Raw genomic sequence first — 19,745 nt, forward strand, 5'->3', positions numbered from 1 at the left:
CTCTCCTGCGGACTGGCGGTTGACCCAGGAAAATGGCCCCCGGGGGGCAGGCGGGCAAGCGGCGCGCTTGCCGGGATGCCGCCCGGCGGGCAGTTTCCCGCCGACCGCCACTCCCGGAGACACGCTTGTTCCGCATCCGCCTCTGGCTGCCCGCCGCCGCGCTGGCGCTCGGCCTGTCCTTCGCCCCGCCCGCCGCCGCCCAGATCCGCGAGGGCGCCTACCAGGTGGAGGGCACCAACCCGGACGGCAGCACCTATGAGGGCCAGTTCCTGCTGCAGGCCGGCCCGGCGGCCAGCTGGATCATCAACTGGCGGGTCGGCGGCGAGCAGATCATCGGCCTCGGCCTGATCCAGGGCGGCGTGCTCGCCGTCTCCTTCGTGGTGAACAACCGCCCCGGCATCGCCGCCTTCGAGGTGGAGGCGGATGGCCGGCTGCGCGGCAGCTGGACCACGGGCGGCGGGATGGGGACGGAGATGCTGACGCCGCGGTGACGTGCCCGGGGCGCGCCTGGCGCCCCGGGCCCCCCGGCTCAGAACAGGTCGGCGCCCCAGCTGTTCAGCACCAGTGCGACATCGAGGAAGCGGTCCGCCGTCGGCGGGCCGTCGAAGTCGAACTGGAACCGCCCACTGGTTCCCTGGCCGCCGATGGTGACGATCGACGGGCCGGTCTCCTGGAGGAGCTGGTTGGCACCGGGGAAATTCACGCCATCACCGATGCTGTCGCCGGCGAAGTCGCCATCCGCCCTGACGGTGCCGCCGAAGGCCTCGGCGTGCGTTTCAGGACCGTCTCCACCACGTTGGTCTGGCTGGTCAGGGCGGCGCGGACATCGGTGAGCAGGTCCGTGAACTCGGCGAGGAAGGGCGATGCCTTGGTCGGGTCCTGGAAGCGGAACCGGTCGCCAAGGCGCAGGCACGCCGCCGTCGCGGGCACCATGCCGGTGCCGTCGCCGCATCGCCGCCCAGGCCGGCCCGCCGGGTGCACACGGCCGGGACGTTGGGGAGGGGAAGGGAAGCTGGGCGCCGCCGACGGGCGCGCAGGCCCCGGACGCGAAAACCCGCCGCGGCAGGGCCGGCGGCGGGTTCGCGAACCGTCATCGGCCCGGCCGGAAGGCCGGGCGCGGCAGCTCAGCCCTGGCGGGCCTTCAGCCGCGGGTTCTTCTTGTTGAGCACGTAGAGGCGGCCACGGCGGCGCACCACCACGCAGTTCTTGTCGCGCGTCTTCGCGGTCTTGAGGCTGTTGCGGATCTTCATCTCGGGCGGACCTGTAAGAGCGGGCGCGTTTACGGAACGGGGCGGCCGCTGTCAACCGGAAGCGGCATCCGGGGCTGCGGCGGCGCCGGGCGATCGGCCGGCGATCCGCGGCGTCATTCCGCCGCCAGGCGGCGGATGCCCTCCCGGGTCTGCGGCAGCTTGCGGCCCAGGATCTGCTCGGCCACCTGGTTGCGCAGCACCTGCGCCGTGCCGCCGGCGATGGCGAACATCCGCGCATCCCGCACATAGCGCTCCATGGGATTGTCCCGGCTGTAGCCGGCGGCGCCCCAGACCTGCAGGGCCTGGTTCGTCACGTCGATCGCCATCTCGCTCGCCAGCACCTTGGCCTGCGCCGCCGCCAGGCGGTCCGGGAAGCCCGGCATGGTCGCGGCGCCGTCCGGTCCCAGCCCGGCGCTGCGCGCGGCGCGGTGGATCAGGGCGCGCGCCGCCTCGATCCGGATGGACATGTCGGCCAGCATCCAGCCAAGGCCCTGGAACTCGGCGATCGGCCGGCCGAACTGCTCCCGGCGGCCGGCATAGTCGAGGGCATGTCCGAAGGCCCCGGCGGCGAGGCCGAGCGCGACCGTCGCCGCCCCCACCCGCTGGCCGTTATAGGCCTCCATCAGCCGCCCGAAGCCGCGGCTGAACCCGCCCGGCGGCCGCAGAACCATCGAATCCGGCACCTCCAGCCCGCGCAGGTGGATCTCTGCCTCCGGCATGCCGCGCAGGCCCATGGAGGGGATGCGGCGATGGACGACGAGGCCCGGCGGATCCCCCTCCCCGCCGCGGACCGCCAGGAACCCGCCGATGCCCCGGTCCACCCCATTCTCGATGGCGCGGGCGAAGATGAGGTGCAGGCGGGAGATGCCGCCGCCGGTGATCCAGTGCTTCACCCCGTCGATGACCCAGGTATCGCCGTGGCGGACGGCGCGGGTGGTCATCTCGGTCGCGGCGGAGCCCGCCTCCGGCTCGGTGATGCAGATGGCGGGCTTGTCCCCGGCCAGCACCAGGTCGGCCGCCAGCCGCTGCTGCGCCGGCGTGCCATAGGCCAGGACGGCGCCGATGGCGCCCATATTGGCCTCGACCGCGATGCGGCCGCAGACGGCGCAGGCCTTCGCCAGTTCCTCGATGACCAGCACGGCGTCCAGGGTGGAATGGCCGGGCCCGCCGAGCGCCCGCGGGATGGTCATGCCCATGAAGCCGGCCTCGGTCAGGCGGCGGACCATGGGCCATGGATACTGCTCGGTGCGATCGGTCTCGGCGGCCTGCGACGCGGCCTCCCGCGCCAGGTCCCGCGCCCGGGCGCGCAGCGCATGCTGCGCGGGCGTCAACCCGTCCATGTCCATCGGATCGTTCCCCCAGCCCGGCTCCCGGGAGTTACGCCCCGCGCACCGCCGCTGCAATGGTCGGGCCCAGGTCGCGGAATTCTGCCGCGCGCGGGCTGCGGGGCCGCCAGGCGAGCGCCAGGGTGCGGCCGGGCGGCGTCGCCTCGCCCACCGGCTCCAGCGGCCGCAATTCCACCGCCGTGCCGGCCAGCACGCCGCCTTCCACCGCCAGCCGCGGCACCAGCGTCACGCCCAGGCCGCTGGCCACCATCTGGACAAGCGTATGCAGGGATGTGGCGGCGAAGCCCTCCTCGCCCGGCAGCGCCGCCGGCGGCAGGCCGCAGGCCTCCAGCGCATGCGCCCGCAGGCAATGCCCGTCCTCAAGCAGCAGCATCCGCTCGGCCGCCAGGGCCGCCACCGGCACCCTCTCCCGCGCCGCGAGCCGGTGCCCGGGCGGCAGCACCGCCAGGAAGGGGTCGGGCGCCAGCGGCAGCGTCTCCGTCTCGGTGCAGGCGCAGGGCAGCGCCAGCAGCAGCAGGTCCAGCCGGCCGGCTTCGAGTTGCGCCACCAGCCGCTCCGTCTGGTCCTCCCGCAGCCAGAGCCGCAGCCGCGGGAAGGCCTGCCGGAGGGCGGGCATCAGCCGCGGCAGCAGGAAGGGCCCGATGGTCGGGATGACGCCGAGCCGCAACGGGCCGGTCAGCGGGTCGCGCGCCGCAGCGGCGGTTTCCGCCACCGCTTCCAGCGCCGCCAGCGCCTGCCGCGCCCGCTCCACCACCTCGAGCCCGAGCGGGGTGAAGACCGGCCGCTTGCCCGCCCCGCGCTCCAGCAGGGCGGCATCCAGCTGGCGTTCCAGCGCGATGATCCCGGCCGAGAGGGTGGACTGGGTGACCGCGCAGGCGGCCGCCGCGCGGCCGAAATGGCCAAGATCGGCGAGCGCGAGGAGATAGCGCAGCTGCTGCGGGCTGGGCAGCGGCGTCATTGCCGGCGAAGGGGACGGCCAAGGGGGTGGCCGAGGGGACGGCCAGGCGGCGCGGGCATCCGCCGCCGCTAGCACGCGGCGGCGGCGGGCACCATCGCCGCGCCCGGCAACGCAAACTTCACCCGCCGGCGCCAGACAGGGGGCCCTGCCGCGCCGGCAATCATCGATCCGATCGATGGAAAGCCGGAAAACTATTCATTGGAAGCGGCAGCACCGATGCCATATTCGCTGCACTGCAGCACGGCGGACCTGCGCCCGAGCCGGGTGCTTCGCCGTGCCAACCAACCGAGGGAAAAACCGCATGCTGACCGTTGGCGACAAGTTCCCGGCCTTCAAGCTGGCCGCCGTGAAGGCGGGCCCGGAGGGCCTCGGCGGCCCCGGCAAGTCCTTCACCGAGATCTCGTCCGACTCCGATGCCGGCAAGTGGAAGATCGTCTTCTTCTGGCCGAAGGACTTCACCTTCGTCTGCCCGACCGAGATCGCCGCCTTCGGCAAGCTGGCCGGCGAGTTCACCGACCGCGACGCGGTGGTCTACGGCGTGTCGACCGACAGCGAGTTCGTGCACCTGAACTGGCGCGTCTACAATGACGACATCCGCGACCTGCCGATCCCGATGCTGGCGGACATCAAGCGGGAGCTGTCCGAGGCGCTCGGCATCCTCGACAAGGAGGCCGGCGTGCCGCTGCGCGCCACCTTCATCGTCGACCCGGATGGCACCATCCAGTGGGTGGGGGTGAACGGCCTGAATGTCGGCCGCAACCCGCAGGAGGTGCTGCGCATCCTGGACGCGCTGCAGACCGACGAGCTCTGCCCCTGCAACTGGGAGAAGGGCAAGGACACCCTGAAGCCGGAGGCGCTGTTCAAGGCGGCCTGAGGCTTTTGCGCCGGCGCCGGTAGCCGCCGCGCCAAGCCTGCCTGCGCCGGCGCGGAGGGGGGCCGAGTGTCCCCCTTCGACCCCTGCCCCGCCCGCCTGACCAATGGAATGGCGCGCGTGGGGCAAGTGGGCCGAACGGACCCGCCGGGTCCGCTCCGCCCACCCGCACCTTCAGGAAGGAGCCCGCGATGTCGCTGGAGACCCTGCGCAACGCCCTGCCCGACTACGCCAAGGACCAGAAGCTCAACCTCGGCAGCCTCTCGACCGAGCCGGTGCTGACCGAGCAGCAGCGCGCCGGCACCTTCGTCGCCTCCGCCCTCGCCACCCGCAACGCCATGGTCATCCGCGACATCGTCGGCGAGTTCGGCCCGAAGCTGAGCCCCGAGGCGCTGACCGCGGCCAAGGCTGCGGCGAGCATCATGGGCATGAACAACATCTACTACCGCTTCACCCACCTGGTGCATGGCGACTACGCCCAGATGCCGGCGAAGCTGCGCATGAACGTCATGGCCAAGCCCGGCGTGGACAAGGCGGATTTCGAGCTGTGGTCGCTCGCCGTCTCGGCGATCAATGGCTGCGGCATGTGCATGGAGAGCCACGAGAAGGTGGTGCTGCAGCACGGCATGACGAAGGAGATGGTGCAGGCCGCGGTCCGCATCGCCTCCGTCGTCCATGCCACCGCGGTCACGCTCGACGCGGAGGCCGCACTGGCCGCCTGAGGCCGCGCGGCATCGGGACCGCCGGCGCCCACTCCCGGGTGCCGGCAGGCCCGGCCTTGCGGGCCTGATGGCCCAGCCCTCCAGGGCGCGGTGGTGAGGCGGCGCCCGCCCTGCCCGGCGGCGGGCCTGGGGCCCGGCCGCCATGGGTTGCGACGCGTCGCGTCCCAGCCGCCTAGCATCGCAATTCGGTCGGGTACCCGGCTTCGGCTGCGCTCCCCCGTCCTGGCGGCCCCGACGCTGGGCGGGCGACGCTGAGCGGGCCACGCTTTGTGTGGAGGCGCCCGGGCGGCCTCCGCCGCCTTGCCGGTTCAACGAGCATCGGCTGCGCAGGCGTCCTGGCCAGGCCAGGCGATCCCCTGCCGGTCCATCGCCGGTCCCCTTGGTGGCACGGCCTGCGCCAGGCCGCGTGGCCGCCCCGCCGCGTGCCGCCGTCCGGCCATCCATCGCGTGGCGCGGTCCGCGCCTGCGGATGATCCGGCAAGCCGCCCCCACGCCGAACCGCTGTCCCGGACGGCACGATGTAACGGCGCCGGCTGCGTTCATCCGTCCTTCACCCGTAGCCGGCAGGGTTGCGGCGCAGGCAGCGGGCAGGGCTGGTAATGGATGAGCAGGCGCAGCCGCGGCGGGTGACGGACCGCGACCGGTTCCTCACCTTCGCGCTGGCGGCGGCTGAAATCCTGGTCGAGGCCGATCCCGATGGCCGCATCCGCTTCGCCGCCGGCACGCTGCAGACCCGCCTCGGCCAGCCGGCCGAAGCCTAGATCGGCCGCCCCGTCCGGGACCTGGTGGCGCGCGCCGACCGCGGCGCCTTCGACATCGCCTTTTCCGGCCTGGCGGCGCGCGACCGGCTGCCGCCGCTGCGCCTCCGCCTGGCGGATGCCGCCGGCACGCCGATGGCCTGCGCGGGCCTGCGCCTGCTCGGGCAGGATGCGTCCCGCCTCTGCCTCACCTTCTCCGCCCTGCCCGGGGAGGCGGAGCCCGGCCCCGCCACGCCCGGCCCGGCCGCGCTGCGCGAGGCGGCCGAGCGGGCGGCGCGGGAGGGCGGGACGCTTGACCTGATCGAGCTGCGCGACGGCGGCGGCCCGCTCGCCCCCTCCCCCGAGGTGTCGGAACGCATCCGCGAGACCATTTCCGCCATGCTGGGCGCCGATGGGGTGGCGGGGGAGCTGGCGGCGGGGCGCTTCGGGCTGATCTCCCAGGGCGGCACGGACCTCGCGGCGCTCGGCGCCCGCATCGTCGAGGCCGCCGGGGAGGCGACGACGGTCGCCACCCGCAGCCTGGCGCTGGAGGAGGACGGGCTCACCCCGCTGCAGCGCACCCGGGCGCTGCGCCATGCCCTGGCCTGCTTCACCCGGGACGGGACGGATGCGCTGGAGCGCGAGGGCTTCGCCGACGGGCTGAGCGGCTTCGTCACCGCCGCCTATGCCCGCGCCGTCTGGCTGCGCCAGGCGATCGCCGACCGGCGCTTCCGGCTGGAATTCCAGCCCATCGTCGCGCTCGGCAGCGGCGAGACCCACCATTTCGAGGCGCTGCTGCGGCCGGCGGCGGACCACGCGCAGCCGCTGCAGGACGCCCAGGAATTCGTCACCTTCGCCGAGACCGCCGGCCTGTCCGAGGAGCTGGACTGGGCCGTGCTCTCGGCCGTCTGCGCCGCCGCGCGCCGGGCGCGCAACACCCGCATCGCCGCCAACCTGTCCGGCCTGTCGCTGCAGAGCCCCGCCTTCCGCGACCGCCTGCTGGGGCTGCTGGACGCCGAGCCGCTGCTGCCGCACCGCCTGCTCTTCGAGATCACCGAGACGGCCGAGATCGAGGACGAGGCCGAGGCGGTCCGCACGGTGGAGGCGCTGCGGGCACGCGGCCTGCCGCTCTGCATCGACGATTTCGGCGCCGGCGCCGCCGCCTTCCGCTACCTGCGCGCCTTCCGGGTGGATTTCGTCAAGATCGACGGGCTGTACGTGGCCGCGGCGGCGCGCGGGGACCAGGACCGCGGCATCGTCGCCGGCATGGTGGATCTGGCCCGCACGGTCGGCGCCCGCGTGGTGGCCGAGCGGATCGAGACCGAGGCCGAGGCGGCGGTCATGCGCTCGCTGGGCATCGACTACGGCCAGGGCTTCCTGTTCGGCCGCCCGGGACCGCTGCCCGGCCAGGGCTGACCACGCCCCGCATCGCCTACCGAACCCTGACCCGGATTCGGGCAGGGACCCAGAAGACGCTTGGAAAGGGTTCGAACATGCCGCTGCGGTCGATGCAGGGTCTGTCGGTGAAGGCATTGCTGGGCCTGCTGCTCGGCGTCTCGGGCCTCATCGTGCTCGGCTTCTGCATCGACCTGCTGTGGCACAGCCAGACGCGGCTGCGGGAAGCCGCGCGGCAGACCCAGGGGGCCGAGGCGGTGCTGGAGCTGTTCAGTTCCGCCAGCACCCTCCGGCTGGAGCGCGGCGACGCGCTGCTCGCCCTCGGCCAGCCGCCCTCCGAGCAGGCGCAGGCACGCATCCGGCCGTCGCGGGAGGCGGCGGAGCGGCACCATGCCGGGGCCGAGCGGATCCTGCGCGCCATGGGCCAGGTCGCGCAGGCCGACGGGCTGCGCGATGCGCGGGCCGAGGTCGAGAGGCTGCGGCCGCAGGTGGATGCGGCGCTGAAGCTGCCGCAGGCGCAGCGCGATCCCGGCCTCGCCCGGAGCTGGGCCGGCACCTCCATGACCCTGGTGGAACGGCTGCTGGCGGCGACGGATCAGACCGAACGGGCGCTGATGCTGCGCAACCCGCAGGTGGACCTGCTGGCCGGCATCCGCCGTGCGGGCTGGCAGCTGCGGTCCAATTTCGGGCTCGTCGCGCTGGAGAGCCAGGCGATCCTGGGCGGCGACCGCCCGGCGAGCGCCGAGCAGGCCGGGCGGCTGCAGCGCCTGCAGGGCGCCGGCCAGGAAGCCTGGGCGACGCTGACCGCGCTGCTGGCGCTGGACGCGGTGCCGGACGGCGTGCGGGCGGCGGTGGAGGCGGTGACGCCGGGCGTCGTCGGCCCGGTCGGGCAGCAGCGCGACCGGGTCGTGGCGGAGATCGCCGCCGGCCGCCTGCCGAAGGAGGTGCTGCAGGATTTCCACGCGCAGCAGGTGCCGGCGCTGGGACGGATGGTGGGCGTCGCCACCGCCGCCACCGCCGCCATGGTCGCCGAGGCGCAGCGGGCGGAAGCCGAGGCCCGGACCGGCCTTCTGGCGGGCGCCGCCGCCATGGCGCTGGCGCTGCTGTCCTGCCTGGGCGGGCTGCTGCTGGCGGAACGGCTGGTCAGCCGCCCCCTGCTCCGCCTGGCGGACGCGATGCGGCGCCTCGCCGCGCATGATCTCTCGGTCGAGGTGCCGATGGCCGGGCGGCGGAACGAGCTGGGCGCCATGGCCGCCGCCGTGCAGGTCTTCAAGGACAACATCATCGAGGCCGACCGCCTGGCGGCCGAGACGCGGTCGCAGCAGGCGGCGCGGCTGCGCCGGTCCGAGACGCTCGAGCAGCTGACCCAGGAATTCGAGGCGCGGGTCGGCGCGCTGGTCGGTGGCCTGGGCGACGCGGCGCAGGCGCTGCAGGCGAGCGCCGCCGAGATGACCCGCATGGCCGAGCATGGCAGCGCCGAGGCCGGCGGCATCGCCCGCGCGGCGGAAGGCGCCAATGGCGGCGTGCAGGCAGTGGCGGCGGCGGTGGAGGAGCTGACGGCCTCGGTCGCCGAGATCACCCGGCAGATCGGCCAGTCGCAGGACGTGGTGCGCACCGCCGTCGCGGAAGCCGAGCGAAGCGACGCGGTGGTGCGCAACCTGGCCGAGGGCGCGCAGCGCATCAGCGACGTGGTGACGCTGATCCAGCAGATCGCGGCGCAGACCAACCTGCTGGCGCTGAACGCGACGATCGAGGCGGCGCGCGCCGGCGAGGCGGGCAAGGGCTTCTCGGTCGTCGCCGGGGAGGTGAAGGCGCTGGCCGGCCAGACGGCGAAGGCGACCGAGGAGATCGGCGCGCAGATCGCCGGCATGCAGCGGGCGACGGACGAGGCGGTGGCGGCGATCCGCGGCATCGCCGGCACCATCGGCCAGGTGGATGGCATCACCGCGGCCATCGCCGCGGCGGTGGAGGAACAGGCGACCGCCATGCGCTCCATCAGCGGGGACCTGCAGGGCGTGGCCAGCGGCACCGGCGAGGTGACGCGCAGCATCGGCGCGGTCAGCGGCCTGGCGGAGCAGACCGGGCGCGCGGCGGCGCAGGTGCTGGGGGCGTCCGGCCAAGTCTCCGCCCGGTCCGACGGCATGACAGCCGAACTGGGCCGTTTCCTGTCCGCGGTGAAGGCAGCCTGACGCCCTCCCGGGCCTCAGGCCCATTCCGCCGCGATGTAGCGGTACCCGGCCCCTTCCCGCGCGACATGGCCGACCGCCGGGAAGGGAAAGTGGTAGCCGATGACGCGCAGGCGGTCGGTGGCCACCATGTCCAGGACGCGGCGGCGAGTCGCCTCCGCCGCCTGCGGGTCGAAGTCGAACAGCGAATGCAGGCCGGGCCGGCGGGCGAAGAGCTCCGGCCGGTGGGTGGTGTCGGCCAGCAGCATCGCCTGCGCCCCGCCATCGGCGATCCGGACGATGCAATGCCCGGGCGAGTGGCCATGCGCGGCGATGGCATGGATGCCCGGCACGATCTCGGCGCCCGGGGCGAATTGGCCCTGGCGGGCGCGGTAGGGCGCGAAGCGGCGGGCGACATTGGCGAAATTGGCCCGCTGGCCCTCCGGGCTGCGGGTCTCGTTGGCGGGGTCGCTCCACCAGGCCCATTCCGGCTCCGCGACCAGGATCTGGGCGTTGGGGAAGACCGCCTCGCCCTCCCGTGTCGTCAGGCCGTGGATGTGGTCCTGGTGGCAGTGGGTGATCACCACCAGCCCGACCCGGGCGGGGTCGAGCCCGGCGGCGGCCATGTTCCGCGGCAGCAGGCCGGCGGTCGCGGCCATCTGGCCGCCGGTGCCGGCATCGAAGGCGATCAGCTGGCGGCCGGTATCGACGAAGGTGACGGTGTAGGGGCCGTCATAGCTGGTGGTGGGCAGGAAGCTCTCGGCGAGGGTCGCCTGCACGTCCGGCAGCGGCGCGTTGCGCACCAGCCCCTCCACCGCGCGACGGTTGTAGCCGTCGAACACGGTGGTGACGGTGAAGCCGCCGACCTGGAACCGGTACCAGCCGGGCGCCTGCATGGCGGGGGCGGCCGCGGGCTGGGCTGCGGCGCGCCCGGCAAAGGCCGGCAGGGCAAGGGCGGCGGCGAGCGCCGCGCGACGGGTGGTTTCCATGCTGCATCCTCCCCAGCGGTTTGCCGGAGAGGATGCCTGTTGCGGTGCCGTTATGCCACCCGATGCGGCGGGGCAGTGCCCTGCAGCAGGACGGCGTCCAGGTTCTCCAGCGCGCGGTGCCCCATGGCGTCCCGCGTCTCGATGGTCGCCGAGCCGAGATGCGGCAGCAGCGCGACATTCTGCAGCGGCAGGTAGCCGGGGTTCACCTTCGGCTCGCCATCATACACATCAAGGCCGGCGGCGCGGATATGGCCCGACTTGAGCGCGGCGATCAGCGCCTCGTCGTCCAGGGACGGGCCGCGGCCGGTGTTGATGACGATGCTGCCCGCTTTCATCTTGGCCAGGCGCTCGGCATTCAGCCATTTCCGCGTCCCCTCCCCGCCCGGGACATGCATCGAGATCACGTCGATTGTGGAGAGGAAGCTGTCCTCGTTGTCGTGGAAGATGGCGCCCTGCTCCAGGTCCGGCGGCAGGCGCTGCATGTCGCGGTAGTGGATCTCCATCCGGAAGCCGCGGGCCATGTTCGCCAATTCGCGGCCGATGCGGCCGAAGCCGAGGATGCCGAGCTTCTTCTTCTCCAGCGTCACGCCCATGAGTTGCGTCGGCGCCCAGCCATGCCACTGGCCGGAGCGGACGAGCGCCTCGCCCTCCACCGCACGGCGGGCGGCCATCAGCAGCAGTGTGAAGGCGCATTCGGCGGTGGCGAAGGACAGCACCTCCGGCGTGTTCACCACCACGATGCCGCGGGCCTTGGCGGCGGCGATGTCGACATGGTCGAAGCCGACGGAGAAGGTGGCGATGACCTTCACGCTGTCCGGCAGGGCATTGATGCAGGTGGCGTCCAGCTTGTCGCCGGCGGCGCCCAGGATGCCGTCCGCCTTGATCGCGGTGGCGCGGCGGGCGATTTCGGCGCCGTCGGTGGACCAGGGCTCGTCCTGCGGGTTGAGGCGGGCGTCGTAGTCGCGCGCCGCGCGTGCCTCGATCGCCTCGGGCAGCTTGCGGGTGACGAGCAGGATCGGCTTGGCCATGGGGACATCTCCTTCGGGCCGGCGGTTTACCAGTGCCGACGCGCCTTGCCACCCCGCGGGACCCGGACTCCCGGAAATAGAGGGGTGGCAGGGGGATACTTCCCCCTGCCCTGCTTGCCTTGGTTGTTCGGCAACGGCAGGGTCGGCCCCCTGTTCCGGAGGGGAGACGCATGGATCTCGGGTTGAAGGGCCGCCGCGCCCTGGTGATGGGTGGGACCAAGGGCCTCGGCCGCTCGATCGCCGATGCGCTGGCCGCGGAGGGCGCGGCGGTGGTGATCAGCGGCCGCGACCAGGGCCGGCTGGACCAGGCGGCCGCCGAGCTGAAGGCCAAGGGCGCCGCCAGCGCCGCCGGCGTGGTGGCCGATGTCGCCCGGGGCGAGGACATGGACCGCCTGGCCGAGGCCGCCATCAAGGCCATGGGCGGGGTGGACATCCTGGTGCTGAACCATGGCGGCCCGCCGCCCTGCACCGCCAGCCAGATCACCGATGCGGCGCTGGCCGAGTGGTTCCAGCACATCGTCGCCTCCCCCATCCGGATCGCCAACCGGCTGATCCCGCCGATGCGGGAGCGGGGCTGGGGCCGGGTGATCGTGGTGGGCAGCACCGGCATGCAGCACCCGATCCCGACCCTGGCGCTGAGCAACACCCTGCGCGCGTCGATCTGGGGCTGGCTGAAGACCTTCTCCGGCGAGGTGGCGAAGGACGGGGTGACGATGAACATCCTGGCCCCCGGCACCATCCTGACCGACCGGGTGACGCAGACCACCACGGTGCGGGCGCAGCAGCGCAACATCAGCTTCGACGATGCGCTGGCCGAGGCGGCGGCGGAAATCCCGGCCGGGCGGCTGGGCACGCCGGACGACTACGGCCCGATGGGGGCGTTCCTGGCGAGCGAGAAGGGCGCCTACATCACGGGCAGCATGATCCGCGTCGATGGCGGGCGGGTGCGCGGGATGGTGTGAAAAAAGCCGGGGAGGAAAAGGCATTTCCTCCCCGGACCCCTCCTTTGCTTTCTGTGAGTCTGGGGGCGTGGCGGGCGGCACGGGAATCGCTAGGCTGCCGCATGGTGCTGCGAAGGACACACCCATGCTGCCCAACCTGACCCCCGATGTCGCGCTGGCCCAGCGGCTGTTCGACGCGCTGCGCAGCCGCAGCTTCGACGGCACCGGCATCACGCGCGAAGCCTTCGGCCCCGGCGAACGCATGGCGCATGCCCTGGTGAAGGACGCCGGGGAGGCGCTGGGGCTGGAAAGCCGCGTGGACCCGGTCGGCAACCTCTACCTGACCCTGCCGGGCGCCGACCGGGCAGCGAAGCGGGTGATCCTGGGCAGCCACCTGGACAGCGTGCGGTCCGGCGGCAATTACGACGGCGCGGCGGGCGTGCTGGCGGGCCTGGCCGCCGTCGCCGGCATGCGGCAGGCCGGCTATGTCCCGGCGCGCGACGTGACCGTGATGGCGATCCGCGCCGAGGAAGCCGGCGCCTGGTTCCCCACCAGCTATCCGGGCAGCCGCGGCGCGCTGGGCACCATGAAGCCGGAAGAGCTCGGCGTGAAGCGCCTCGACAGCCAGCGGACGCTGGCCGAGCACATGCGGGACGAAGGCTTCGATCCCGGCTTCGTCGAGCGCGGCGAGCGCGCGATCGGCCCCGACAGCGTCGCCGCCTTCCTGGAGGTGCATATCGAACAGGGGCCGGTGCTGGATGCCGAGGAGATCCCGGTCGGCATCGTCACCGGCATTCCGGGCAGCCGGCGGCTGCGCGCGGGCAAGGTGACGGGCGAATGGAACCACTCCGGCGGCACGCCGCGCCGGTACCGCAAGGACGCCGCCATCGCGCTGGCCGACCTGGCGGTGGCGCTGGACGAGGCCTGGTGCCGGCTGGAGGCGCGCGGCCATCGCATGGTCTGCACCTTCTGCGTGCTGGCGACCGCGCCGGAAGCCGGCTTCACCAAGATCGCCGGGGAGGCGCAGTTCCAGCTCGATGTCCGCAGCATCAACCTGCATTCCTGCGACGCGCTGTTCGAGGTTCTCTACGACAAGGTCGCGGCGATCGAGGCGCGGCGCGGCGTCAGGTTCGACCTGGGGCCGGAGGCGGGCAGCCGCGCCAGCCTGATGGATGCCGGCGTGCAGGCCGGGCTGACGCGTGCGGCGGAGGCGCTGGGGGTGAAGTACCTCGTGATGCCGTCCGGCGGCGGGCATGACGCGGCGGCCTTCGCGCAGGCGGGCGTGCCGGCGGGCATGCTCTTCGTGCGCAACCAGAATGGCAGCCACAACCCGCATGAGGCCATGCGCATGGAGGATTTCGCCAAGGCCTGCGCGGTGGCGCAGCGCTTCGCGGCGGACCATGCCGGCTGAGCGGTTGCGGTGACGCAGCTTCCGCGCTTCCATCGCGGCAACGACCGATCCAGGACTTCCGCATGACCGAACGCCTCGCCGTCGCGCCCACGGCGCGCCTCGCTGTAGACATCGGCGGCACCTTCACCGACCTCGCCGTGGAGCGCGGCGCGCAACGCTGGACCGCCAAGGTGCTGACCACCCCCGCGGCGCCCGAACTCGGCGTGCTGGACGGCGTGCAGGCCGTGCTCGGCAAGGCCGGCCTGTCGCCCGCCGATATCGTGCTGGTGATCCACGGCACCACGCTGGCAACGAATGCCGTGATCGAGCGCAAGGGCGCGCGCACCGCGCTGCTGACGACGGAGGGCTTCCGCGACGTCCTCGCCCTGGGCAATGAGAGCCGCTACGACCAGTACGACCTGAACATCGAATTGCCGCAGCCCCTGGTGCCGCGTCGCTGGCGCCTGCCGGTGCCGGAGCGGCTGGACAATGCCGGCCAGGTCCTGCAGCCGCTGGACGAGGCGGCCGTGGAACGCCACGTCGCCTTCCTGCGCGACGAAGGGGTGGAGGCCGTCGCCATCGGCTTCCTGCACAGCTTCGTCAATCCGGCGCATGAGCGCCAGGCCGCTGCCGTCGTGAAGCGGCTGTGGCCGGAGGTGCCCGTGTCGCTTTCCTCCGACGTCTCGCCGGAGATGCGGGAGTGGGAGCGCTTCTCCACCACCGTCGCCAATGCCTATGTGCAGCCGAGGATGGCGTCCTACCTGGCACGGCTGGAAGTGGGTCTGCGGCAGGCGGGGCTTGGCTGCCCGCTTTTCCTCATGCTGTCCGGTGGCGGCCTGACGACGCTGGAGACGGCGTCGCGCTTCCCGATCCGCCTGGTCGAGAGCGGCCCGGCCGGCGGCGCCATCTTCTCCGCGCATGTTGCCCGCGAACGCGGCCTGACGAAGGTCCTCTCCTTCGACATGGGCGGCACCACGGCGAAGGTCTGCCTGATCGACGAATTCCAGCCGCAGGCCAGCCGCACCTTCGAGGTGGCGCGGGTCGGGCGGTTCAAGAAGGGCTCCGGCCTGCCGCTGCGCATCCCGGTGATCGAGATGGTGGAGATCGGCGCCGGCGGCGGGTCCATCGCCGCCGTGGACAGCATGGGCCGCATCACCGTCGGGCCGGAAAGCGCCGGCGCCGATCCGGGCCCGGCCTGCTACGGCCGCGGCGGGGCGAAGCCGGCCGTCACCGACGCCAACCTCGCCCTCGGCCGCTACGACCCGGAGGCCTTCGCGGGTGGGAGTCTCCGCCTGCATCCCGGCCCGGCGCGCGATGCGCTGGCGGCGGAAGTCGGCGGGCGGCTGGGATTGTCGGCCGAGATGGCGGCGCTCGGCGTGGTCGAGATGGTGGACGAGAACATGGCCAATGCCGCCCGCGTCCATGCGATCGAGAGCGGCAAGGGCTATGAGGGCCGCGCCATCATCGCCTTCGGCGGCGGCGGGCCGGTGCATGGCTACCGCGTCGCGGAGAAGATCGGCGTGAAGCGCCTTCTGGTGCCGAGCGGCGCCGGCGTCGGCAGCGCCATCGGCTTCCTGCGCGCGCCGGTGGCCTATGAGGTGGTGCGTAGCCTGTACCAGCGCTTCGCAACATTCGACGTGGCGGCGGTGAACGCGCTGCTGGCCGGCATGTCGGCGGAGGCGGCTTCGGTGGTGGCGCAGGGCGCCTTCGGGGCGGAGACGACGGAGAGCCGCATCGCCTATATGCGCTATGTCGGCCAGGGGCATGAGATCGCGGTGCCGCTGCCGCCGCGGGACATGACCGAGGAGGATGTGCGCACGGTGCGCGCCCTGTACGATCAGGAATACACCCGCTTCTACGACCGCCCGGTGCCCGGCAGCGACGTGGAGGTGCTGAGCTTCGCCGTGACCGTCGCCACCATCGTCGAGCCGGTCGAACCGGCGGCGGAGGCGCATGCGGCCCCTGCCCCGGCGCCGATCCGGACCCAGGCGGTACGGGACACGGTGACCGGCGAGGTGGCGGACTGGCCGGTCTTCGACCGCGCCGCCATGGCGCCGGGCGCCAGTGTCGCCGGCCCCTGCATCGTGGCGGAGGCGGAGACGAGCACGCTGGTGGGCCGCGGCTGGCGGTGCAGCATGGACTCGGTCGGCTATCTCGACATGGTGCAGGCATGATCCGCGCACTGCTCCTGCTCTGCCTGCTGGCCCTGCCCGCTGCAGCGCGCGAGGGCGAGGCGCTGGACATGACCGGTCGCTTCGAGGGCAAGGAGGGCAAGCGTGCGCGCGACCTCAGCGGCATCGCCTGCCGGCCCGGCAGCTTTCCGCTGGACTGCCTGCTGGAGAATGACGAGAGCGGCTTCGCCCAGCGCGCCACCCTGCATCGCCATACGCTGGAAGCCGGCGCGATCATGCCGCTGATCGGCGATCGCCCACCCGCCGAGGCCGCCGGCAGCGCCACGGCCCTCGGCACCTGCCCGGGCGGCACCGCCGGCTGGGGCGAGTTCGACGGCGAGGCCGTGGCCTTTCGCGCGGAAGCCGGCGGCGCCGGCAGTGTCTTCGTCGCCGGGTCGCACTCCTGCTCGCGATCGCTGCCGGCACGGCTGCGGGCGTCCACACATCTGCTGGCGCGCATCGGCGTGGATGCGGCGGGGCGCTACGGCGCGCCGGCGCTGTCCTGGCGGCTGACACCCATGCTGCGGGCGCTGCCTGTGCTCGGCGGGCATGTCGGCCAGCCGCTGACCGCGGCGGCGCAGGGCCTGGATATCGAGGGCATGGCCGCGATCGGCGAGACGCTGGTCTTCGGCCTGCGCGCCCCGGTGCTGGACGGCGAGGCCTTCATCGTCACCGCCGCCGCCGCTGCGCTGTTCGACCCCGCGCCGCCGGCGGATCGGTCGCTGACGGCGGCCGTGGCGCGCATCCCGCTCGGCCCCGGCACCGGCATCCGCGACCTGGCGGCGCTGCCGGATGGGCGGCTGCTTGTACTCTCCGGCCCGGCGCAGGACCAGGACCTGCCCTTTGGCCTGCATCTGGTCCACCCGGGGCCGGCGCCGCGCTGGGTGCCGCTGCCGCTGCTGCCCGATCTGCAGGCGAAGCCGGGCGAGAAGGCGGAAGGCGTGGCGGTGCTGGGCATCGCCGACGGCAAGCTGACCGCGCTGGTGCTGTTCGAGGACCCGCAGGCGGGCGGCGCCCGCCTCTACACCCTGCCGCTGCCGCGCTGAGGAAAAGAACATGACCCAGTCCACCGGGGCCCTCGCCACCATCCAGCGCCAGATCCAGTGGAACCGCCTGATCGCGGTGGTGGAGGAGCAGGCGCAGACCATGATCCGCACCGCCTTCAGCACCACGGTGCGGGAGGCGGGCGACCTCTCCGCCGGCATCTTCGACCTGAAGGGCCGCATGCTGGCCCAGGCCGTCACCGGGACGCCGGGCCATGTGAATTCCATGGCCGAGAGCGTCGGGCATTTCCTGGCGAAATTCCCTGCCCACACCATGCAGCCGGGCGACCACTACATCACCAACGACCCCTGGCTCGGCACCGGCCACCTGCACGACCTCACCGTCGTCACGCCAGCCTTCCGCAAGGGGAAGATCGTCGGGCTCTTCGCCAACACCGCGCATATCATCGACATTGGCGGCCTGGGCATGGGGCCGGAGGGGCGGAGCGTCTTCGAGGAAGGCCTCTACATCCCCATCGTGAAATGCTTCGACCGCGGCCAGCCGAACGAGACCTTCTTCGACTTCCTCCGCGCCGGCAGCCGCACGCCGGTGGAGCTGGAGGGCGACGTCTATTCCCTCTGCGCCTGCAACGACGCCGGCGCCAGGCGGCTCGTCGAGATGCTGGACGAGTTCGCCATGGACAGCATCGACCCGCTGGCCGAGTTCATCTTCGAGAGTTCGCTGCACGCGACGCTGGAGGAGATCCGCAAGCTTCCCCAGGGCACCTTCCGCGCGCAGATCAAGTCGGACGGCTATGAGGCGCCGGTGACGCTGAACGCCGCCATGACCATCGAGAATGATCGCATCGTGGTGGACTATGCCGGCACCTCCGGCCTCTCGACCCGCGGCATCAACGTGCCCCCGGCCTATTGCCGGGCCTATTCCTGCTTCGGGATCAAATGCGTCGTGGCGCCGGAGATCCCGAACAACTGGGCCTCGCTTGCGCCCTTCCAGATGGTGATCCCGGAAGGCTGCATCCTGAATGCGCCGCGGCCCTACCCCGTCTCCGTCCGGCATGTGGTCGGGCAGTTGCTGCCGGACCTGATGATGGGCTGCCTGCACCAGGCGGTGCCGGGGCGCGTGAATGCCGAAGGGTCCTCCGCCCTGTGGAACCCGCCGCTGCGCGGCGGCAGCCAGGTGTCGGGCCAGGCGGCGGAGGTCGAGGATTTCGAGATCATCACCTTCAACTCCGGTGGGACCGGCGCGCGCCCGGGCAAGGACGGGCTGGACGGCATCGCCTTCCCGTCCGGCGTGAGGACCATGCCGGTGGAGGCGACGGAAAACGTCGCGCCGGTGATCTTTTGGCGGAAGGAGTTGCGGCCGGACTCGGCCGGCGCCGGCCGCACCCGGGGCGGCTTCGGCCAGGTGATGGAGATCGGCGCCAAGGGCGATGCCGAGTTCGCGGTGAACGCCATCTTCGACCGCGTCGCCAACCCGCCCAAGGGGCGGGAGGGTGGTGGCGAGGGCGCGTCCGGCTGGGTCGGGCTGAACGACGCCAATGGCACGCCGCTGCGCACCAAGGGCTTCCAGGTGATCCCGAAGGGCCGGCGGCTGCTGCTGAAGCTGCCGGGCGGCGGCGGCATGGGCGACCCGAAGCAGCGCGACCCGGACCTGGTGCGGCGCGACGTCGCCGATGGGCTGATCACGCAGCAGGCGGCGCGGGAGCTCTACGGCCTCGAGGATTGATTGCGTGGCCGGCGCGCCCCCTGCATCCTCCCCGGAACGAGGAGGAGACACGGGAATGCGCCGCGCCATCGCTGCCCTGTTCGCCCTGCTGCTCGCGCCGCTGGCCGCGCGGGCGCAGGCGCCCACCGTCATCGTGGTGAATTTCGGCCCGGGCGCCGCCAATGACATCGCGGCCCGGCTGGTCGCCCAGGAATTCCAGGCGGAATTCGGCAGCCCCTTCGTCGTCAAGAACACCGCCGGCGCCGCCGGCACCCTCGGCGCGCAGGAAGTGGTGCGGGCCCGGCCGGATGGGCTGACCCTGCTGCTCAGCCCCATCGGGCCGATCGCCGTGCAGCCCAGCTACATGCGCAATGCCGGCTACCGCACATCGGACTTGGCGCCGGTCTGCATGCTGACCGACGCCGCCCTGGTGATCCAGACGCCGAAGACCAGCGGCCTGCGCACGATCGACGACCTGATCGCGCGGGCGAAGTCGCAGGGCGGCAACATGCCCTATGGCTCCTCCGGTCCCGGCACCATCACCCATCTCGCCATGGTGGCCTGGACGCGCGCCGCCGGCGTGCCGATGACGCATGTGCCCTTCCGCGGCCCGTCCGAGGTCATCCTGGCCTTCCAGCAGGGCACCCTGGCCGTGCTGGCGGACCAGCCGGCCATGGTCCGTGCGCATGACCTGCAGGTGCTGGCCGCCTTCTCCCCCGAGAGGCTGCCGGAATTCCCCGACGTGCCGACGCTGGGGGAAACCGGGCACGACCTCGCCTTCTCCATCTGGCAGGGCCTGTTCGCCCCGGCCGCGACGCCGGAGCCCATCCTGGCGCGCTACGAAGCCGCCTGCGCCCGCGCCGCCCGCAGCGAGGCCCTGCGGCAGGGGCTGGAGCGGATCCAGGTGCCGCTGGTGCATCGCGGTCGCGCCGACTTCGCCGCCATCGTTGTCCGCGACGCCGAACGGATGCGGACCATGATCGAGGAAGGCGGGTTGCGCGCGGCCGAGTAGGTTCCCGCCACTCACGCAGGCGTGGGTCTTGGACGCACACGCCGTGGTTGTGTAGCGTCAT

Annotated in this window: 19 protein-coding genes; 12 read left to right on the plus strand and 7 right to left on the minus strand. The window is 72.9% G+C overall.

All coding sequences use genetic code 11. The features are described 5' to 3' along the window. Nucleotides 1–125: 125 nt before the first annotated feature. Nucleotides 126–491: a hypothetical protein gene (locus tag E2C05_RS07890; RefSeq protein WP_133219071.1), complete on the plus strand. Its 366-nt coding sequence runs from the start codon at nt 126–128 to the stop codon at nt 489–491. A gap of 38 nt (nt 492–529) precedes the next feature. On the opposite strand, the gene E2C05_RS32870 is transcribed toward E2C05_RS07890, so the two are convergent. The 5 genes from E2C05_RS32870 to E2C05_RS07910 all read right to left on the minus strand — a co-directional run bounded on the left by E2C05_RS32870 (nt 530) and on the right by E2C05_RS07910 (nt 3,554). Further along, a complete protein-coding gene (locus E2C05_RS32870) occupies nt 530–703 on the minus strand; it encodes a hypothetical protein (RefSeq protein WP_158292005.1) in 174 nt (57 codons plus the stop codon). Continuing rightward, nucleotides 700–933, minus strand: coding sequence for a hypothetical protein (locus E2C05_RS07895; RefSeq protein WP_133219072.1), 234 nt, complete (start codon nt 931–933; stop codon nt 700–702). Before E2C05_RS07895 ends, E2C05_RS32870 begins: the two co-directional genes overlap by 4 nt. Before the next feature lie 191 nt (nt 934–1,124). Next, on the minus strand, nt 1,125–1,250 hold the full coding sequence (gene ykgO / locus E2C05_RS07900; RefSeq protein ID WP_043337704.1) for a type B 50S ribosomal protein L36: 126 nt from the start codon (nt 1,248–1,250) through the stop codon (nt 1,125–1,127). A 113-nt stretch (nt 1,251–1,363) separates the two neighbouring features. Next, nucleotides 1,364–2,596 (minus strand): 3-sulfinopropanoyl-CoA desulfinase, encoded by a 1,233-nt coding sequence (gene acdA, locus E2C05_RS07905; RefSeq protein ID WP_240046648.1) that lies wholly within the window; start codon nt 2,594–2,596, stop codon nt 1,364–1,366. 31 nt (nt 2,597–2,627) lie between these two features. Further along, nucleotides 2,628–3,554, minus strand: a complete 927-nt coding sequence (locus E2C05_RS07910) for a hydrogen peroxide-inducible genes activator (protein WP_133219073.1) — start codon at nt 3,552–3,554, stop codon at nt 2,628–2,630. 301 nt (nt 3,555–3,855) lie between these two features. Here E2C05_RS07910 and E2C05_RS07915 point away from each other — a divergent pair, with 301 nt between their 5' ends. From E2C05_RS07915 to E2C05_RS07930, 5 genes are all read left to right on the plus strand, one after another. Then, a complete protein-coding gene (locus tag E2C05_RS07915) occupies nt 3,856–4,428 on the plus strand; it encodes a peroxiredoxin (RefSeq protein WP_133219074.1) in 573 nt (190 codons plus the stop codon). Nucleotides 4,429–4,616: 188 nt separating this feature from the next. Continuing rightward, nucleotides 4,617–5,147: a carboxymuconolactone decarboxylase family protein gene (locus tag E2C05_RS07920; protein ID WP_133219075.1), complete on the plus strand. Its 531-nt coding sequence runs from the start codon at nt 4,617–4,619 to the stop codon at nt 5,145–5,147. 599 nt (nt 5,148–5,746) lie between these two features. After that, on the plus strand, nt 5,747–5,908 hold the full coding sequence (locus E2C05_RS32875) for a hypothetical protein (RefSeq protein ID WP_158292006.1): 162 nt from the start codon (nt 5,747–5,749) through the stop codon (nt 5,906–5,908). Between the two features lie 24 nt (nt 5,909–5,932). After that, on the plus strand, nt 5,933–7,300 hold the full coding sequence (locus tag E2C05_RS07925; protein ID WP_133219076.1) for an EAL domain-containing protein: 1,368 nt from the start codon (nt 5,933–5,935) through the stop codon (nt 7,298–7,300). Between the two features lie 77 nt (nt 7,301–7,377). Then, nucleotides 7,378–9,468, plus strand: coding sequence for a methyl-accepting chemotaxis protein (locus tag E2C05_RS07930; protein WP_133219077.1), 2,091 nt, complete (start codon nt 7,378–7,380; stop codon nt 9,466–9,468). Nucleotides 9,469–9,482: 14 nt separating this feature from the next. Here the strand turns inward: E2C05_RS07930 and E2C05_RS07935 are convergent, their stop codons facing one another. Together E2C05_RS07935 and E2C05_RS07940 are read right to left on the minus strand one after the other, a co-directional pair. Next, nucleotides 9,483–10,433 carry an MBL fold metallo-hydrolase gene (locus E2C05_RS07935; protein WP_133219078.1) on the minus strand — a complete coding sequence of 317 codons (951 nt, stop codon included), beginning with the start codon at nt 10,431–10,433 and terminating at the stop codon, nt 9,483–9,485. Between the two features lie 50 nt (nt 10,434–10,483). Further along, complete coding sequence (locus E2C05_RS07940; RefSeq protein WP_133219079.1) at nt 10,484–11,461, minus strand: 2-hydroxyacid dehydrogenase; 978 nt, start codon at nt 11,459–11,461, stop codon at nt 10,484–10,486. Between the two features lie 170 nt (nt 11,462–11,631). On the opposite strand from E2C05_RS07940, the gene E2C05_RS07945 reads away from it, so the two are divergent. From E2C05_RS07945 to E2C05_RS07970, 6 genes are all read left to right on the plus strand, one after another. Next, complete coding sequence (locus tag E2C05_RS07945) at nt 11,632–12,423, plus strand: SDR family oxidoreductase (protein WP_133219080.1); 792 nt, start codon at nt 11,632–11,634, stop codon at nt 12,421–12,423. 124 nt (nt 12,424–12,547) lie between these two features. After that, nucleotides 12,548–13,813, plus strand: a complete 1,266-nt coding sequence (locus E2C05_RS07950) for a hydantoinase/carbamoylase family amidase (RefSeq protein ID WP_133219081.1) — start codon at nt 12,548–12,550, stop codon at nt 13,811–13,813. Nucleotides 13,814–13,875: 62 nt separating this feature from the next. Further along, a complete protein-coding gene (locus tag E2C05_RS07955) occupies nt 13,876–15,966 on the plus strand; it encodes a hydantoinase/oxoprolinase family protein (RefSeq protein WP_133219082.1) in 2,091 nt (696 codons plus the stop codon). After that, nucleotides 15,963–17,009, plus strand: a complete 1,047-nt coding sequence (locus tag E2C05_RS07960) for a DUF3616 domain-containing protein (RefSeq protein WP_133219083.1) — start codon at nt 15,963–15,965, stop codon at nt 17,007–17,009. The genes E2C05_RS07955 and E2C05_RS07960 overlap by 4 nt, the downstream gene beginning before the upstream one ends. A 10-nt stretch (nt 17,010–17,019) precedes the next feature. Then, nucleotides 17,020–18,693 (plus strand): hydantoinase B/oxoprolinase family protein, encoded by a 1,674-nt coding sequence (locus E2C05_RS07965; RefSeq protein WP_133219084.1) that lies wholly within the window; start codon nt 17,020–17,022, stop codon nt 18,691–18,693. 55 nt (nt 18,694–18,748) lie between these two features. After that, nucleotides 18,749–19,684 (plus strand): tripartite tricarboxylate transporter substrate binding protein, encoded by a 936-nt coding sequence (locus E2C05_RS07970; protein WP_133219085.1) that lies wholly within the window; start codon nt 18,749–18,751, stop codon nt 19,682–19,684. Nucleotides 19,685–19,745: the final 61 nt, after the last annotated feature.

This window comes from Paracraurococcus ruber (genome assembly GCF_004353985.1).
Taxonomy (GTDB): domain Bacteria; phylum Pseudomonadota; class Alphaproteobacteria; order Acetobacterales; family Acetobacteraceae; genus Paracraurococcus; species Paracraurococcus ruber.

Bases quoted from the DNA above. Each gene is read 5' to 3' on its own strand.
- E2C05_RS07895 (WP_133219072.1), bottom strand. From the start codon at position 933: ATGGTGCCCGCGACGGCGGCGTGCCTGCGCCTTGGCGACCGGTTCCGC.
- ykgO (WP_043337704.1), bottom strand. From the start codon at position 1,250: ATGAAGATCCGCAACAGCCTCAAGACCGCGAAGACGCGCGACAAGAAC.
- acdA (WP_240046648.1), bottom strand. From the start codon at position 2,596: ATGGACATGGACGGGTTGACGCCCGCGCAGCATGCGCTGCGCGCCCGG.
- E2C05_RS07910 (WP_133219073.1), bottom strand. From the start codon at position 3,554: ATGACGCCGCTGCCCAGCCCGCAGCAGCTGCGCTATCTCCTCGCGCTC.
- E2C05_RS07915 (WP_133219074.1), top strand. From the start codon at position 3,856: ATGCTGACCGTTGGCGACAAGTTCCCGGCCTTCAAGCTGGCCGCCGTG.
- E2C05_RS07920 (WP_133219075.1), top strand. From the start codon at position 4,617: ATGTCGCTGGAGACCCTGCGCAACGCCCTGCCCGACTACGCCAAGGAC.
- E2C05_RS32875 (WP_158292006.1), top strand. From the start codon at position 5,747: ATGGATGAGCAGGCGCAGCCGCGGCGGGTGACGGACCGCGACCGGTTC.
- E2C05_RS07930 (WP_133219077.1), top strand. From the start codon at position 7,378: ATGCCGCTGCGGTCGATGCAGGGTCTGTCGGTGAAGGCATTGCTGGGC.
- E2C05_RS07935 (WP_133219078.1), bottom strand. From the start codon at position 10,433: ATGGAAACCACCCGTCGCGCGGCGCTCGCCGCCGCCCTTGCCCTGCCG.
- E2C05_RS07940 (WP_133219079.1), bottom strand. From the start codon at position 11,461: ATGGCCAAGCCGATCCTGCTCGTCACCCGCAAGCTGCCCGAGGCGATC.
- E2C05_RS07945 (WP_133219080.1), top strand. From the start codon at position 11,632: ATGGATCTCGGGTTGAAGGGCCGCCGCGCCCTGGTGATGGGTGGGACC.
- E2C05_RS07950 (WP_133219081.1), top strand. From the start codon at position 12,548: ATGCTGCCCAACCTGACCCCCGATGTCGCGCTGGCCCAGCGGCTGTTC.
- E2C05_RS07955 (WP_133219082.1), top strand. From the start codon at position 13,876: ATGACCGAACGCCTCGCCGTCGCGCCCACGGCGCGCCTCGCTGTAGAC.
- E2C05_RS07960 (WP_133219083.1), top strand. From the start codon at position 15,963: ATGATCCGCGCACTGCTCCTGCTCTGCCTGCTGGCCCTGCCCGCTGCA.
- E2C05_RS07965 (WP_133219084.1), top strand. From the start codon at position 17,020: ATGACCCAGTCCACCGGGGCCCTCGCCACCATCCAGCGCCAGATCCAG.
- E2C05_RS07970 (WP_133219085.1), top strand. From the start codon at position 18,749: ATGCGCCGCGCCATCGCTGCCCTGTTCGCCCTGCTGCTCGCGCCGCTG.